At 74.8% G+C, this 15713-nt stretch carries 7 protein-coding genes; 4 read left to right on the top strand and 3 right to left on the bottom strand.

The genetic code is table 11. The features are described 5' to 3' along the window. The first annotated feature begins 128 nt into the window (after nucleotides 1–128). Nucleotides 129–440, top strand: coding sequence for a hypothetical protein (locus tag WMF46_RS46610; RefSeq protein ID WP_437547565.1), 312 nt, complete (start codon nucleotides 129–131; stop codon nucleotides 438–440). Between the two features lie 129 nt (nucleotides 441–569). Here the strand turns inward: WMF46_RS46610 and WMF46_RS46615 are convergent, their stop codons facing one another. From WMF46_RS46615 to WMF46_RS46625, 3 genes are all read right to left on the bottom strand, one after another. After that, a complete protein-coding gene (locus tag WMF46_RS46615) occupies nucleotides 570–980 on the bottom strand; it encodes a hypothetical protein (protein WP_437983140.1) in 411 nt (136 codons plus the stop codon). A 294-nt stretch (nucleotides 981–1274) separates the two neighbouring features. After that, nucleotides 1275–1592, bottom strand: a complete 318-nt coding sequence (locus WMF46_RS46620) for a YtxH domain-containing protein (RefSeq protein WP_437547567.1) — start codon at nucleotides 1590–1592, stop codon at nucleotides 1275–1277. A 190-nt stretch (nucleotides 1593–1782) separates the two neighbouring features. Continuing rightward, nucleotides 1783–2910 carry a hypothetical protein gene (locus WMF46_RS46625; protein ID WP_437983141.1) on the bottom strand — a complete coding sequence of 376 codons (1128 nt, stop codon included), beginning with the start codon at nucleotides 2908–2910 and terminating at the stop codon, nucleotides 1783–1785. Nucleotides 2911–3416: 506 nt separating this feature from the next. On the opposite strand from WMF46_RS46625, the gene WMF46_RS46630 reads away from it, so the two are divergent. The 3 genes from WMF46_RS46630 (at nucleotide 3417) to WMF46_RS46640 (ending at nucleotide 15545) form a co-directional block, all read left to right on the top strand. Beyond that, nucleotides 3417–5543 (top strand): zinc-ribbon domain-containing protein, encoded by a 2127-nt coding sequence (locus tag WMF46_RS46630; RefSeq protein ID WP_437983142.1) that lies wholly within the window; start codon nucleotides 3417–3419, stop codon nucleotides 5541–5543. Beyond that, complete coding sequence (locus WMF46_RS46635; protein WP_437983143.1) at nucleotides 5536–7395, top strand: S49 family peptidase; 1860 nt, start codon at nucleotides 5536–5538, stop codon at nucleotides 7393–7395. The genes WMF46_RS46630 and WMF46_RS46635 overlap by 8 nt, the downstream gene beginning before the upstream one ends. Nucleotides 7396–7556: 161 nt before the next feature. Further along, nucleotides 7557–15545 carry a hypothetical protein gene (locus WMF46_RS46640; RefSeq protein WP_437983144.1) on the top strand — a complete coding sequence of 2663 codons (7989 nt, stop codon included), beginning with the start codon at nucleotides 7557–7559 and terminating at the stop codon, nucleotides 15543–15545. Nucleotides 15546–15713 lie beyond the last annotated feature (168 nt).

The raw sequence follows: 15713 nt of genomic DNA on the forward strand, positions 1-15713 counted from the left end.
GGTCCGCCGCGCGGACGAGCGGCTCGTCTCGCTCGTGCAAGAGCGCCCTGTGGCCACGCTCCTCGCGGTGGCCGCAGTGGGCTACCTGATCGGACGGGTCGTTACACGGCTGAGTTGAGGAGGTCATCATGACGGCACGTGAGGTCGAGGCCGAAGGGGAGCGCGACGCGCGAGAGGTGGTCAACGACGCGCTCAGCCGGCTCGACGCGGCGGAGGTCAAGCGGGCGGTCTCGGCGTTCGCGCGGGACAACCCGCACGTGGCGATCGCAGCGGCGGCTGGGCTGGGGTTCCTGCTCGGCGGGGGCCTGACGCCGCGCGTGCTCAGCAGGCTCGGGTCGCTCGCGACGCGCAGCTACGTCAAGAGCGCGCTGGCCCAGGCGGTCGAGCTCGTCCTCGATGAGCAGACGCGGTCCCAGAGCCATCTCGGCTCTTCGCCCTGATCCAGCAGGCACCTGCTGCGCGTCACCTTGGCTGAAGGTGGGGTCGTTGCGGCGCGTCCGCACGTGGATCGCGGCTCGCCCGTCGCTCGTTCGCAAGATCGCTGGGCCACGCCGGGCGCAGGTCCTCCTTCAGGCCCTGCGGTTGCAGGTCTTGCGGATGCGGCGACCGCCGCTCTCGCTCAGCACCTCTTCAACGCTGTGGGAAACGTCGGGCAAGCACCGCACCGAGAGCAACGCGCCGCCGCCGGCGCTGCCGTCGTCGAGCCGGCGCGCCTCGTACTCGGGCAGGCGCGCGCCGAGGACGGCGCCGAGCAGGGTGCCGGCCGCGCCAGCGGCGCCCGCTCCCGCGAGGCACGCGACGATGGGCCCCGCCAGGAACGCGTCGAGCCGCGGAATGATCAGCGCGCCTCCTGCCGTGATCGCCGCGAGCGTACCCCCGACGAGCCCTCCGATCACAGCGCCCAGGGCGGCCCCTTCGGACGCCTTGCTGTGAATCGTGAGCTCGATCTCGTCCAGACGGGAGTGCTGCCTGGGCACCATGCTGATGTCCTCGGCCGCGACGCCCAGGGCGAGGAGGCGGCCAAGTGCGCCCGCGGCTTCCGTGCGACCTGGGAAGAATGCAGTGAGCGTCCGGTAATACATCATTCGACGAGTGCCCCTGTGCCGCGGTTCGCGAGGTGTCTCGTTCAATCCATCTGCTCTCGGAAAAGCATCGCTTGTGCCGCTCCGGCTGCGCAGATGTCGCTCGGCTGCTGGAGCACATCCCGGGAAATGATGGAAGGCGCCGCTCCGCGCGTGGGCGGTGCGGCGCCTTCGCGCCCCCCTGGAGCTCGCTCAGCGGGCGCCGAGCTCGTTGGAGTACGAGCCGGTGCTCTCCTGGAGCTTCTCCTGGATCTGGTCCTGGGTCCGCTGCGCAGCGCCCAGGGCGCGCTCCTTGGCCCTCTCCGCGCGCTCGCGCAGCCGGCTCGTGCTGTCGCGCAGCCGGCGGCGAGCCTCGTCACCTGATGTCGGCGCGACCAGGACGCCAACCCCGACGCCCATGGCGACGCCGAGGCCGAGCCCGACCGACAGGGGAACGATCCAATCGAGTGAGCTCCTTCTCTTGTAGGGGAACATGTCGGCCATGTAACTGACGAGATCGTCTGCCTTCATTGTGGCTCCGTCGGTTCGTATCGCGTGGGGGCGCGTAACGCGTATCCCTCAGCGTGGATTCACGTGGATGGAACAGTGACCGGCGGGACGTGAGGCAGCGCGCATGCCAAGGGCGTATTGCGCACGGAGGGAGCAGGGCAGGGGGCTGCCCCGCCCCGAGGAGCGATCGCGGCGGAGGAGCGCCGCGGCGTTACCGGCAGAAGCCGTCGATGCAGATCTTGCCTTCGCTGCAGGGCGTCTCGGGATCGCAGTCACCGCCGAGGTTGTCGCTCGACCCGCAGACCTGGTGCTCGCCGGAGAACGTCGCCACGGTCCTGCATTCGCTCAGCGAGGGCGACTGGTTGTCGCAGGCGTTCGGGTTCGGCTGGTCGCACGAGATGTAGCAGCTGTGGTGCAGACAGATCGACCCCGGCGCGCAGACGTCCTGCGCTCCATCCTCGCCGCACACGAAGTTGCTCGACTGATTCGGGATGCAGCCGTTCTCGACCCAGACGTCGCCCTCGGGGCAGGCGGCGCCGTCGCTCCTCGGAACACAGGCGCCGTCGACGCAGACGGCGGAGGGGCCGCCGCAGTCGTCGGTGATGACGCAGGGCTGCGCAGGGCGGGAGCAGATGCCGAGGGTCGCGTCGCAACGGTAGCTGCTGGGGCAGTCCGCGTCCTCGCTGCAGGCGGGCGTGCATTTGCCCTCGACGCACTTGTCGTTGACCGGACACTGCGTCTGATCGAAGCACTGGTCCTGAGGCGCGGTGCAGATGCCGCTGACGCAGAGGTAGTCCGCGCCGAGGCGGGCGCAGTCGGCGTCGGCGCCGCACGCGGCCGGGGTCGCCGGCACGCAGGTCGCGTCGGCCTCGTCGCCCTCGCAGACATAGCCGTGGACGCACCCGAGCGGCTCGCCGCTCGGGAGGACCTGATCGCAGCTGCCGGGCTGACACGTGCCATCCGGCGCGCAGGTCTCGCCATCGGCGCAGTCGTCCGGGTTGCCGCAGTACACGACGTCGCCGGGGGCCCCGCCGCTGCCCCCTTCCCCGGAGGAGCCGTTCGCGACGCAGGCGGCGGTGTGGTCGTCGGCGATGACGCACTCGAAGCCCCGGCTACACCCCCAGGTCGTGCAGTCGCCGACGTGGCATCGGTTGTCCTCGCCACAGGTCTCGTTGATCCAGCAGTCGGCTGGCCCGCCACAGCCGCTCGGGATGCCGGGCGTGCAGTCGTCGACGACTGCATCACAGAAGGGGCTGTCGGCGTCGTCGTCGTAGATGGGGCAACCCGCGAGGAGGGGCGCCAGCACGCTCGCGAGACCCAGCAGAGTAAGTCGCTTCATTCACCGTCTCCCGAAAGCATTCGGCCGCCCGGCGTCGAGGAGCCGCGCCCTCGCGCGTGACGGTCGCGACCGGACGAGCGTAGCAAGCGACATGCCCCACACAAGCCCGGCAAGTCGCGGCGTATTTCGGCCGATCGCGCGCTCGCCGTGAAGCCGCGTTCACGTCGGCATGTGGCCCGCGCGTGGCGAGGCGCCGCCCCGATGTGCCGTGCCTCGCGCAGGTCACGCGGCGGCGGACGCGACATCGGGGGGCAGGGGGGACCGCAGGGGAGGGGGACCGCAGGGGAGGGGGAACCGCAGGGGAGGGGGAACCGCAGGGGACCGTGAACCCTGAACCGCGGAGGAAAGCGGAGGACGGCGCGGCGCGGCGCGACGCTTTGGGGCGCACAGGGGAACCCGTGCTACCGTTCCGCCGAGTTCCGGGCGGCTACCTCCGAACGAGGAACCCCGGCAGGCTCGCGCCTGGGGGCCAGCCGTTCGCGAGGACACGGGGACCGGTCGAGCAGATGGATGTCACCTGCGAACGTTGCAGCACCGAGTACGAGTTCGACGACGCGCTCGTGTCGGAGCGCGGCACGACGGTCAAGTGCACGAACTGCGGCTTCCAGTTCAAGGTTCGCCGCACCGACGGCGCGCTCCCCGAGAAGTGGGTGGTGCGCACGCTCGGCGGCCGGGAGCTCGAGTTCAAGATGCTCCGGGAGCTCCAGGCGGCGATCAGCCAGGGCCAGATCACTCGCGACGACGTGATCTCGCGCGGCAACGCGAGGCCGCGGCGGCTCGGGTCGATCGCGGAGCTGGAGCCGTTCTTCAAGGGGCCGGGCAGCATCGTGATGGCCGGGACCGCGCTGGGCATCGGCGGGCCCTCGCCGTTCCCTGGCCGCTCGAGGTCGCTGACGCCTCCAGGGCTCGGCGGCCCGGCGCCGGCGCAGACCGAGCACTCGGTCGCGATCCCGCTCCCGCGGGCGGAGAGCGACGCGGATGTCGCCCCCGAGTCCATCCACGACGCAGAGACGATCGTTCGGGACGTGCGGGAGGTCCAGTCGGGCAGGGAGCGCCCGTCGCCGCGCCGCGGGGCGCAGACCGCGACCTACGATTCCGAGGCCAGCGCCCCCGCGCGGGCGATGACGAAGCCGAGCGCGCTGCCCGGGGTCGTGGTGCCGCCGGAAGAGGCGCCGCCGCTGCCGGACGGGCACCCCGCGCGCCGGCAGGAGCCGCGGACCCTCCGCGGCGCGGGGGTCGCCGAGGCGCGCCAGGGCAGCATCAGGCCCGGGCCCGCGGACGCCGGCGGCGAGGGGCAGGGGCGCGCTGCAGGCGTCCTTCCGCTGCGGATGCCGAACAGCGTACCACCGCCGCGCATCGAGCGCGCCGGCAGCCCGGGAGAAGAAGCCCCCGTGGCGAGGCGCGGGGCGCCGCGCGTGGCGAGCGAAGACCACGCGTCGCGGCGGGCAGCGACGTCGGGGTCGCCGACCGCACCCGCGGAGCCCGAGGGGCGTCCCTCCTATGTCGACGAGGGGGACGGCGACGCGGGGATCACGTCGCTGCCCTCGAGGAGGACGGGGATCGCGCGGTGGGTCGTCGGCCTCATCGTCGTCGGCCTCATCGTGGTGAGCGCGGCGACCCTCGGGCCGAAGTACCTCAAGCCGGCCGTTCAGGCCCGGCCTGCAGCGAGCGACGATCGTGTCTCGGCGCTGCTCGCCGAGGGCGAGAGGAGCCTGGCCGAAGGGGATCCGGAGACGGCGAGGGACAAGCTCGTCAAGGCGAGCGCGCTCGCCGAGGACGACCCGCGCGTCGCGGCGGCGCTGGCCCGGGTCGAGACGGTGAACGCGGACGTGCGGTGGTTGCGGCTGCAGCTGCTCGCCGCAGGGGACGCGGATCTGGACACGGCGCGGCACGAGCTCGACATCGCGATCGAGCGCGCCCGCAAGGCGGTCGAGCACGCGCGGCGCGTCGCGCCGGCGAACGCCGAGGTGACCCGCGCGGCGATCGATCTGCTCCGCATGCAGGGCGACCTCGCCTCCGCGCGGAAGCTCGTCGGCGCGATCTCGGCCGAGAGCGCGCAGCCGGAGAGCGCGCTGACGCTGGCCGCGCTCGATCTCGCGGAGGCTCATCCGAGCTGGGCCGCCGTCGTCGAGCGGCTCCGGACGGCGGCGAGCATCGAGCAGAGCCCCGGGCGAGCGCGGGCGCTCCTCGTCTATGCGCTCGCGAGGTCCGGCGATCTCGCGGCCGCGCGCGCCGAGAACGAGCGCCTGCTGGCGACGAGCCGGCCGCACCCGCTCGCGCGCCCGCTCCGGGCCTTCATCGACCGGCTCGAGAAGGCGCAGGGCGAGCCAGGAAGCGTCGCCGAGCCGGCGTCGAGCGCGCGCGCGGGGAGCCCGCAGGCGGGCGCTCCTCCGCCGAGCCCAAAGGCCGCGGCGAGCGCTCCTCCCGCGAGCCCGCCGGCCGCGTCGGGGCGCCCTCGGCGCGGGCCGGAGGCCGAGCCGGACGACGGCCGCGTGCCCGACGACTACGTCGCCCCGGGCGGCACCATCGATACGAGCGATCTGCCCGGCGTGCATCCGCCGCCGACCGCCGCGCCTGGGGCGACGGCGCCGCCGATCGACACCTCGGATCTGCCTGGAATGAAGCATGAGTAAGCGCCGAGCTCGCGGGGCGCGGTGGACGGGCGTCGGCGCCCTCGCCGTGGCGGCATCGATGGCTGGCTGCACCGGGAGAGAGCGGGCGGCGGCGCTGCCGGCGCCCGCCGCGGCGGGCCTCGACGAGCCGGCGGTCATCGAGATCGATCTCTCGCGCGGGCTCCCCGAGAGCGCGTCCGCGTCGCTCTTCGGCCCGCCGAGCGGCAGGACCCACGCGCAGCTCGTGCAGTCGCTGCGAGCGCTGTCCGAGTCCGCGAGCGCGAAGGGGTTCCTCGTGCGGCTCGGGAGCGCGCGCCTCGCGTTCGCGCGGGCCCACGAGATCGGCCGGATCCTCGGCGATGTCCGCGCGGCGGGGCGACCGGTCGTGTGCCACGCGGACGAGTACAACAACGCGACCATGCTGCTGGCGTCCATCGCCTGCAGCAAGCTCTGGCTCAGCCCTGCCGGGCAGGTCGACACGGTGGGGATCGCGGCGCAGCTGGTGTTCGCGAAGGGGCTCCTCGACAAGCTCAACGTGGACGTCGACTTCCTCCAGGTGGGGAAGTTCAAGGGCGCGAGCGAGCCGTTCACGCGGGAAGGGGCGAGCCCCGAGGCGCGTCGATCGCTCGAGTCGGCGCTCGGCGGGGTCCGCGAGGCGTGGCTGTCGGCCATCGTGGACGGGCGCGGCAAGGAGGAGCTCCGGGAGGCCCTCGAGGACGGCCCGTTCGCGCCTGAGGAGGCGAAGGCGAGGGCGCTCGTGGACGAGATCGGCGATCTCGAGTCCGCGACCGAGGACGCGAAGAAGCTCGCTGGCACCGAGCGCTCCGTGCCGCGGTTCGGCGGCGCCCCGCGCGATGCGAGCTTCTCCCGGAGCCTCGTGGACGTGTTCCGCTCGGTCTCCGGGGCGAGCTCGCTGGGGACGCCGCACGTGGCGGTCGTCCCGGCGATCGGCGGCATCACCATGAGCGCCAAGGGGATGCCCATCGGCTCGTCGGACGGGATCGGCGAGCGCGAGCTCGGGCAAACGATCACGCGCCTCATCGAGGACAAGAGCGCGAAGGCGGTCGTGCTCCGGATCGACTCGCCCGGCGGCTCGGCGCTGGCCTCGGATCTGCTCTGGCAGAAGCTGATGCGGCTGCGGCAGCAGAAGCCGCTGGTCGTCTCGATCGGCGGGATGGCCGCGAGCGGCGGCTACTACCTCGCCTGCGCTGGCACCAAGATCGTCGCCGAGCGGACGAGCATCATCGGCTCGATCGGCGTCGTGGGCGGCAAGTTCGCCGTCGGGAAGGCGCTTGCGGACGTCGGGATCAACGCGGAGACGGTCGCGGCCAACCCGGATCCTCAGCGGGCAGCGCGCGCCGCGTACATGTCGGCGCTCACACCCTGGGACGAGCCCACACGCGCCCGTGTGCTCGCCTCCATGGAGGCGGTTTACGATCTGTTCCTGAAGCGCATCACGACGGGACGGAACCTCCCGTTGGAGACGATCGCACCATCGGCGGAGGGACGGATCTTCGGCGGGGTCGAGGCCGCAGGGCGCTCGCTCGTCGATGAGCTCGGCGGCCTGGAGCGAGCGATCGCGCTCGCGCGCGAGCTGGCGGAGCTGCCGGCGGACGCGCCTGTGGAGATCGAGCAGGATGACGGCGGGCTGCTGGAGCTCCTGGCGACGGGCGACGAAGCGAACGAGGGCAGCGCTCGGGCTCCCGACCGCGCAGCGCTCAAGGAGCGCGCGCGGGAGGCGATGGCTTCCGTCCTCCTGCCGGAGTGGCTCGGCGTCGCGCCGGAGGTCGGGACCTTCGCCGCCTCCATGGCGCCTCTCCTGGCCGGAGAGAGGGCGCTCACGGTGTTACCGTTCGCGGTGACGCTCCGGTAAAGCGCGAGATTGCACCGGAAGATTGGCCTTGTACCTCGGTCGTTCTGGTAGGCTGAGCGGGTTCAGCATACCCGAAGCGGGTCGCCGAAATGAGCTCTTCACCTCCGGATCGGGCAGCATCAGCGTCGGGCGCGAGGAGGTCGCTGCATTCGCCGGAGCTGATGGAGCCTGCCGGGCCCGCCTCTGCGGGGCAGCTGGTCCTCGCAGGGGCCCGGGCGATCGCGCCGGTGTCGCGCCACCGCGGCCCGCGGGCTGAAGAGGCCTACTGGCGCGCGCGGATGGACGAGCGCCGCGCCGCCGGTGACGCGCAAGGGGAGCGCGAGGCGGCCCTCGCCCTCGCGAGGATCCTCGCCGCGCGCGGCGTCGAGCTGGACCAGGCGACGACGCTGGCGCGCCGGGCGCTCTCGCTGGGCGACGATCCGGCGATGAGGAGCGAGCTCGCCGGCTGGCTGGCCGGGCTGGGCGAGCCAGCCCTGGCCGCCGCGGCGCTGCGCGGCCTGCGCGACGACGCGCAGCCGCCCGGCGCGACGGCGCGGATGCTGGTGAAGATCGCCGTGCTCCTCGCGCGCGCGAGCGATGTCGCGGGCGCGGTCGACGCGCTCGAAGAGGCGAGCGAGCTCGCCCCGGACGACGCGATGGCGAGCGAGCTGCTCGGCACGATCGCGGCCTGGGCGTCGGACGAGGTGTTCCCCGCGGCCGCGGCGAAGGCGTACCTGGAGGCGGCCAAGCGGCGCGAAGCCGCGCGGGAGCGGGAGGCGGCGTTCGAGGATCGCCTGCGCGCCTTCGAGATCGCGCCTCACGACGACATGGCCGCCAAGGCCATGGCGGCCGCGCTGTTCCTGCGCAGCCGGCAGGGCGCGGCCGACGAGGTGCTCCGGACGCACGCCGACGCGCTCGCGGCGCGGGCGCCTCGCGGCGAGGGCGAGGCCCCTGGCCCCTCCGCCCTGCGGCGCGCGATGGAGGTGCACGGCCACCGGCTCCAGGGCGCGACGAACGAGGGCGACTGGGCGCGCGCCGTCGGGTGCGTGCTCGACGCGGGCCTCGACGGGGCGATCGACGGCGACGCCGCCCGCGCGATCGACGAGGTGCTGGAGCAGGCGGGGCTCTACGAGCTCGTGGCCGCGCGGATCGAGCTCAGGGCGGAGCAGCGGGTCGGGGCGCCGAGGGCCGAGGCGTACGTGGCGCTCGCGCGGCTCCACGCTGGCCCGCTCGCGAGCCCCGACCGCGCCGTGGAGGCCTGGATCGAGGCCGCGGCGAGCGACTCCGGCAGCGCCGCCGCGCGCACCGCGCTGCGCGACCACGCGGCGACGCTGCACGACATGGCGCCCCTCGTCGAGGCGCTCATCCGCATCGGCGAGGGCTCGGACGCGCGGGCGACGGAGGACGCGGCGGGGCGGATCGACGCGCTCTCGGAGCTCGCGCGCCTCGCGGAAGAGAAGATCGGCGACCCCGGCCTCGCGCGCTGGGCGCTCGAGGCGCTGAGAGACGTCGGCGGCGACCCGACGCACGCCGAGGCAGGGCTCCAGCGGATCGCCGATCGGCTCAAGGGGCAGGACGAGGCGCTCGCCGCGGCGCAGCGCGCGCTCCGCGGCGCGGACACCGCCGAGGGGCGGATCGACGCGCTCCGCCGGCTCGTCGTGATCTACCGCGGCCGCCCGAAGGAGCGCGCGGCCTACGAGGAGGCGCTCGTGGGGCTCTCGCGGGCGCTGCCGGCCGACCGCGGCTGCCTGCTGGCGCTCGATCGGCTGAGCCGGCGGACCGGGGGAGGCGCCGCGCTCGACGCCCTGCTCCGGGCGCGGCTGGCCGAGGCGATGCGGGCGCCCTCGGAGGCCGAGGGCGCGCGCTCCGCGAGGTCCGAGGCGATCCGCGCGGCCTCGCTGACGCGGGTCGAGCTGGTGCGCGCAAGGCTCCTCCTGTCGGCGATCGCCCGGCGGCAAGGCCAGGACGCCCGCGCCCTCGACGAGGTGCTGCCGCTGCTCGGCGAGGCCCCGGGGCACCGCGGCGCGGCGAGCGCCGCGCTCGTGCTGGCCACGCGGACCGGGCGCCTGCGGGAGCGCGCCGACGCGCTCGTGCAGCTCGCCGCGCCGGTCTGGCCGGCGCTGCGCGCGGTGCTGCTCTCGATCGCCGCGGCGCTCTACCACCGGACGCAGCGGGCGCGCGAGGCGGCGCTCTCGCGCGAGGTCGCGCTGCTCGCCTGCGAGGCCGATCCGTCGTCCGCGCGCGCCGTGGCCACGCTCGCCTCCATCCTCACGGCAGATCTCGCCGCCGCCGCGGAGGCCGGCGAGGCGCCTCCGTTCGAGGTCGACCGGGCTGTGGCGGCCGCGATCGAGCGCTCCATCACCACGGTGTTCCCGCGCGGCGCGCTCTGCGACGGCCTCGCGAGGGCGCTGGAGGCGCTGGGCGAGCTGCCGCTCGCGCTCGCGTGGACCCAGCGCTGGCTCGCGCTGCGGCCAGGGTGCCCCCAGGCGACCGCGGAGCTCATCCGCCGCGCCGCGGCCGCCGGCGACGCGGCCCGGCTCTCGGACGCGCTCGCGTGGATCCTGGCGCAGCCCAAGCCGCTCGGCGAGATGGCGGCGGCGCTGGCGAGCGCGCTGCACGCCCTCTACGACCTCGATCCCGAGCGCGGCACGGCGCTCGCGAGGCGCTCGCTCGACGTCTTCGGCCCGCAGAACCCGCTCTTGCGCGAGCGGCTGCTGGAGCTCGCGCGCCGGGCGGGCGACCCTCACCTCGCGGTGACCGTGCTCGAGCGGTGGCTGGCCGTCGAGATCACGGCGGCGCACGCCCCCGAGCTGATGTTCATGCTCACCGATTGCCGGCTCGACGGCGGCGATCCGGACGGGGCGGCGCAGGAGCTCGCGCGCGCAGCCGCGGTGCAGGCCGATCCTCACGAGATCCTCGCGCGGGTCCAGCGCCTCGAGTCGTCGCTGCTCGACGCGAAGGGGCTCAGCTCCGACGGCGCCATCGCGCTGGCCGAGGCGAAGGCCCGGGCGTTCACCGCGCAGGGCGCCGGCGCGGCGGCGGAGGCCGCGGCCGCGTGGCGTGAGCTCGGCAGCCTGCGCTGGGACCTGGCGGAGGATCACCGGGGCGCCGAGGAGGCGTTCTTCCGCGCGAGCGAGCTCGCGCCGAGCGGCGGCACCGAGCGTTACGCGCGGGACATGTGCGAGTTCGCGGGCGTCGAGGCGGCGATCGAGGCGATCGTCGCGCGCGCCGCGGAGGTGCGGAGCGAGAGGGGGGCGCAGCCCGCCGCGGACGAGAACAGGTGGTCGGGCGACGTCGGGCCCGAGCGGCGCAGGCGCGCCACCCTGCTGATCGAGGCCGCCAACCTGGCGCACGAGCACGGCCTGCCCGAGCGCGCGCTCTCCGCGGCGGCGAGCGCGATCGAGCTCGATCCCCTCCGCGCGGACGCCGTAGCGCTGGTCGAGAAATCGGCGGACGCCGGCGGCGGCATCGTCGTCCTCGACAAGACCTACCGGCTGCTCGCCGACGCGGCCCTGGGCTGCTACGGCCGCCGCGCCGCCCATTACCGCGCGGCGCGGCAGCTGGAGAGGCGCGGCGCGTTCGAGCTCGCGCTCGCGCACGCCGTGGCCAGCTTCGAGGCGGTCCCGACCGAGGGCACCTCGTACGTGCTGCTCGCTCGGCTCACCGAGCACGTCGGCGAGCCGTCGGACGCCGTGCGCGCGCTCGAACGGGTCGCGACGACGGCCGATCCGGCGTCGCGCAACGCGTGGTTGAAGCGCGCCGCGGCCCTCACCGGCCGCACGGAGGAGGGCCTCCGGCTGCGCCTCGACATCCTGCTCCGCGCGATGGTCGTACGCCCAGACGCGGCGCTCGTCGAGGACGTCGGCGCCGCCATCCGCGATCTCATCGCGTGCACGGGGCAGCCGGAGGTCGAGGCCATCCGCTTCGACCGCGCGGTCAAGGCGAGCATCGCGAAGCTCGACGGCCCCGAGGGGGCCCGCGCGGGGCTCGCGATGGCGCGCATCGCCGTCGCCGTCCTCGACGCGCCCGCGCTCGCGCTCGCCGCGATCGAGCGCGCGATGCTCGCCGACGGCGACGTCGACGAGTTCCAGACGCTCCTCGACATCGTCGACGAGCTCGCGCGGCAGACCGAGCCGGCGTCGCACCTCGTCGCGGCGGTGTACGCCGCGGCGATGAGGCCGCACTCGAGCGTCGGTCCGGGCCTGCTCAGGTGGGCGAGCAAGCTCGCTGGCGCCCTGAACGTGCCGCCGGTCGCCGCGGCGCTGCTCGTGGAGGCCGCCCGGCGCGCGCCGGAGGACGACGCGCTCGCGTACGAGGCGGAGGGGGCCGTCGAGGCCAGCGGGGACGAGGGGCTGAAGCGCTCGCTGGACGACGCCTTGCCGGTCGCGCGGCGCCTCGAGGCGCTGCTGCACCTCGCCGACAAACACGAGCGCGAGGGACAGCGCGCCGAGGCCACCGTCGCCCTGGAGCGGGCGCTCGCCGGCGGGCAGCTCGGGGGCGAGACGCGCAACGAGGTCGTCACCCGGCTGCGCCGGCTGTACGCGGCCGAACGTCGCAGCGCCGATCTCGAGACGCTCGTCCAGTCCGAGCTCGCGCGCATCGACCTGCCGGATGCCGTCCGCCTCGGGTTGACGCGCGAGCACGCCGGCATCCTCGCCGCCGGCGGCGATCTCCATGGCGCGGTGGAGCTCCTCCTGGAGGCGGCCCAGAGGACGCCGTTCGACAAGGCGCACATCGACGAGCTCATCCGGCTCGCGCGGAGCACCGACGATCGCCAGCGGCTCTTCGACGTGCTCACGCGCCTCCAGGGCATCCTGAACGGCGACGAGGAGCGGCTGGTCGTGCTCCGCGAGCTCGCGCCGCTGGCCCAGGAGCTCGGCGATCGCGGCGCCGCGGTGGCGCTCTACGAGGCGATCGCCCGGCTGGATCTCACCGACATGCACGCCGTCGAGGTCGTCGAGCAGGACGCGAGCGACCGCGGCGATCACGCCGCGGTCGCCGCCCTCCTCGCGCGCCGCATCGAGGCGGCCCCGCTGCCGGACACGCGGCGCGCGCTGCGGCTCCGGCGCGCCGCGCTGCTCGAGCAGCGCCTCGGCCTCCTCGACGAGGCGTGCGCCGAGCTGGAGGCCCTGCTCGCGGCGTCACCGGACGACGTGAGCGCGCTGAGGTTCCTCGCGGACATCCACGAGCGTCTCGGGACGCCGCTGCGCGCCGCCCCGCTCTGGTGCAGGCTGGGCGATCTCGCGACGACCACCGACGAGCGGGCCGAGTACAGCCTCCGCGCGTGCAGCAGCTACCTTGGCGGCGGGGACGTCGAGTCCGCGAAGGACACGCTGGAGAGCGTCGCTCGCATCGCGCCGCGCGAGGCCGTGATCGAGCTCCGCGTCGAGATCGCCCGCCGAGAGGGGGACGGCCACGCGCTCGCCGCGGCGCTCGATCAGCTCGCCAGCGCGTCGCGCGACGCCCCCGAGCGGCGCGCGCAGCTGCTGGTCGAGGCGGCGCGCGCCACGTCGATGCTCGGGGACGACGCGACGGCGCTCGAGCGCGCTCGCCGCGCCGTGAAGCTCGCCCCGGAGTCGCCGGACGCCGTCCTCGAGGCGCGCCGCATCGAGTATCGCCTGCGCGGGACCGGGACGCCGCGCGACGCGCAGGCCGCGGTGGAGGAGCTCGGCCGCATCGCGCCGCGCCTGCGCCCCGTGCACGTCGACCTGCACGCGTTCCTGCTCGCCGAGACGCTCGACGTCATCCAGGGCCACGGCGCCGGCATGCGGGAGCTGACCCGGCGCCACGCCGAGGTCGGCCCGAGCACGCTGGTCGCGCTCGGCATGGCGGAGCGCCTGGCCCTGAAGCGGAACTTCTCCGCCGCCCTCCCGCTGTTCGATCGCGCGCTCGGCGGCGATCTCCAGGGGATGCGCGCGCGCGGTCGGGTCGCGCTCGCCGCCGCCGAGACCGCTCAGAACGCCGGCGATCTCGAGGCGGCCGCGCGCCTGCTCGAGGAGGCCGCGGCGGAGCCGGAGACGCGCACGCTGGCGCTGCGCCGCCAGCTGGAGCTCACGGCTGCGCGAGGTGAGCCCGAGGCCGCCCGGAAGGCGCTCGAAGAGCTCGCCGCGCAGAGCTCGGGGATCGATCGCGCGCGCGCGCTGATGCAGCTCGCGCGCCTGCACGTGTCGAGCGACCCGGATCGCGCAACGAAGATCCTCTCGCAGGCCACGGCGCTCGCGGGCTCGGATCGCTCGCTGGGGCTGAAGATCGCCGAGCTGAACGCCGAGCTGGCCAGCGAGCGGGCGACCCTGCCTCCCGAGGAAGTGTCCCAGGCTGCGACGCTCCGGGCAGCCGCGGCGGAGTTGGTCCAGGCGGCGCCAGAGGCGCCGCCCAGCGCTGCGTCGGCGGCGAGCGGCGCCGGACCCGCGAGCAGCCGCGCGCCGTCGAGCGGGGTCGGGCCCGCGAGCAGCCGTACGCCGTCGAGCGGGGTCGGGCCCGCGAGCAGCCGTACGCCGTCGAGCGGGGTCGGGCCCGCGAGCAGCCGTGCGCCGTCGAGCGGGGTCGGGCCCGCGAGCAGCCGCGCGCCGTCGAGCGGGGTCGGGCCCGCGAGCAGCCGCGCGCCGTCGAGCGGGGTCGGGCCCGCGAGCAGCCGCGCGCCGTCGAGCGGCGGCGCGCCGGCCTCGAGCAACCCGCACATCGATCTCGTCGAGCTCAACGATCCGCTCGACGAGGGGTTGATCGCGGACGACCCGTCGCAATCCACCTCTCCCGCGGTGTCGGACGACGATCTGCTCGACGGGGCGGCGAGCGCCGCCGCCTCGCCGGCGCCGTCACCGAGCGCTGTGTCAGGTGCCGCGGAGAGCACCGCCGCGCGCGGCGGCGCCGCGTCGGGCCGCTCCAGCGCCGGCGCGCCGCAGCCCGGGCCCCCGGTCTCCGCCCCCGCGTCGATCCAGCCGCCCTCCTCCGCGACGCGGCTCGTGGCCGCGTGGTCGTCGTCCGCGGCCGAGAGCTTCGAGGAGGCAGCGCTCTTCCGCGAGCTCGCCGCGGGCTCGTACGACGCTGGCGAGCGGCTCATCAAGAGCTTCGCTCCGCGCGACGATCGCTCCCGGGAGGCGCTGGCGGTCCGGCGGATGCAGGCCCACCTGCGCCTCGGCGATCGGGGCACCCTGGAGCGCCTCCAGGCGGCCGCGATCGCCGACAAGAACATGACCTACGCCCGCGCCATCGAGCACGTGCTGCGCGCCTTCGACGGTGACGAGCCGTCCGATCGGACCGGCGAGGGCGTCGTCACGCCGCCGCCCCTCGCCACGCAGCGCGACGCGCCGGAGCTCGTGAGCGCGCTGCTCTTCCGCGATCTGGAGTCGCCGGTCAACGAGGCGCTCGCGATCGTCTGGGAGACGGGCCTCTACCGCCGCGACGCAGGCCAGTCCGGGCTCGTCCCCTCCGAGCGGATCCAGCCGACATCGCCTACCCTCCTCGGGGAGATCTACGGCGTCATGGCCGCTCACCTCGGCCTCTTGCGCACGGCGCTCTTCCACCAGCGCGCGCCCTTGCCTGCTCCGTCGCCGCCGGAGGGGCAGATCATCCGGGTCAACCCGCCGGCCGTGCTGCTGCGGGGCGAGGTCCGCGAGGACACCCCCGAGCTGCGTTACCTGCTCGGCGCTCAGCTCGCGGGCGCCATGCCCGAGCATGTCCTGGTGAACACCAGCTCGGAGGATGAGCTCCGCACGCTGCTCTCCGCCATCGTCGCCGCGTTCGGGCCCCTGGAGGCCACCGCGCACAGCGCCCGCGGCAACCCGGCCGTGGTGCGGCTCGAGCAGAACCTCTGGCAGCTCATCCCCCCGCGCGCAGAGCGTCGCCTCCGCGAGATCTGCGACAGCGCCGACAAGATCACCTACGAGGGGGCCGTCAAGACGACCCGCACCGCGATGCGCCGCGCTGGCCTCTTCGCCGCGGGCAACGTCGCCACGGCCGTGCGCGCGACCCTCAAGGAGCGCGGCCTGGAGCTGGCGGTCCCGCTCTCCGACCCCGAAGGGCTCGCCGCGGCCTGCGTGGCGGTCCCCGAGATCGCCGATCTCGTACGCCTCGCGACGCGGATGGAGTACGCCGAAGCGCGATGGCAGCCCGGTACGGTGCCTTCACTCCGGCGGGTCGACACGGGAAGCTCGCGCTTCCGCGCAGGCACGTAGGCGTCGCGGCACCCGCTGCGCGGACGTCGGTGGCGTCATGTTCCTCGCAGACCTCGCGCCCCCGCAGCGCCGATCGGAGCCCGGTCGTATCCCGTCTCACCCGAGCTTTCCCGTGTGCATGTCCGTGCTTCGTCTGGTTGCGATGAGTGCGGGGTGGCCGCATCGGCG

The sequence above is a fragment of the Sorangium sp. So ce117 genome, from assembly GCF_051524395.1.
Lineage (GTDB): Bacteria > Myxococcota_A > Polyangia > Polyangiales > Polyangiaceae > Sorangium > Sorangium cellulosum_B.

Coding starts and splice junctions, on each gene's coding strand:
- WMF46_RS46640 (WP_437983144.1), top strand. CDS start 7,557: ATGGAGCCTGCCGGGCCCGCCTCTGCGGGGCAGCTGGTCCTCGCAGGG.
- WMF46_RS46610 (WP_437547565.1), top strand. CDS start 129: ATGACGGCACGTGAGGTCGAGGCCGAAGGGGAGCGCGACGCGCGAGAG.
- WMF46_RS46615 (WP_437983140.1), bottom strand. CDS start 980: ATGGTGCCCAGGCAGCACTCCCGTCTGGACGAGATCGAGCTCACGATT.
- WMF46_RS46635 (WP_437983143.1), top strand. CDS start 5,536: ATGAGTAAGCGCCGAGCTCGCGGGGCGCGGTGGACGGGCGTCGGCGCC.
- WMF46_RS46620 (WP_437547567.1), bottom strand. CDS start 1,592: ATGAAGGCAGACGATCTCGTCAGTTACATGGCCGACATGTTCCCCTAC.
- WMF46_RS46630 (WP_437983142.1), top strand. CDS start 3,417: ATGGATGTCACCTGCGAACGTTGCAGCACCGAGTACGAGTTCGACGAC.
- WMF46_RS46625 (WP_437983141.1), bottom strand. CDS start 2,910: ATGAAGCGACTTACTCTGCTGGGTCTCGCGAGCGTGCTGGCGCCCCTC.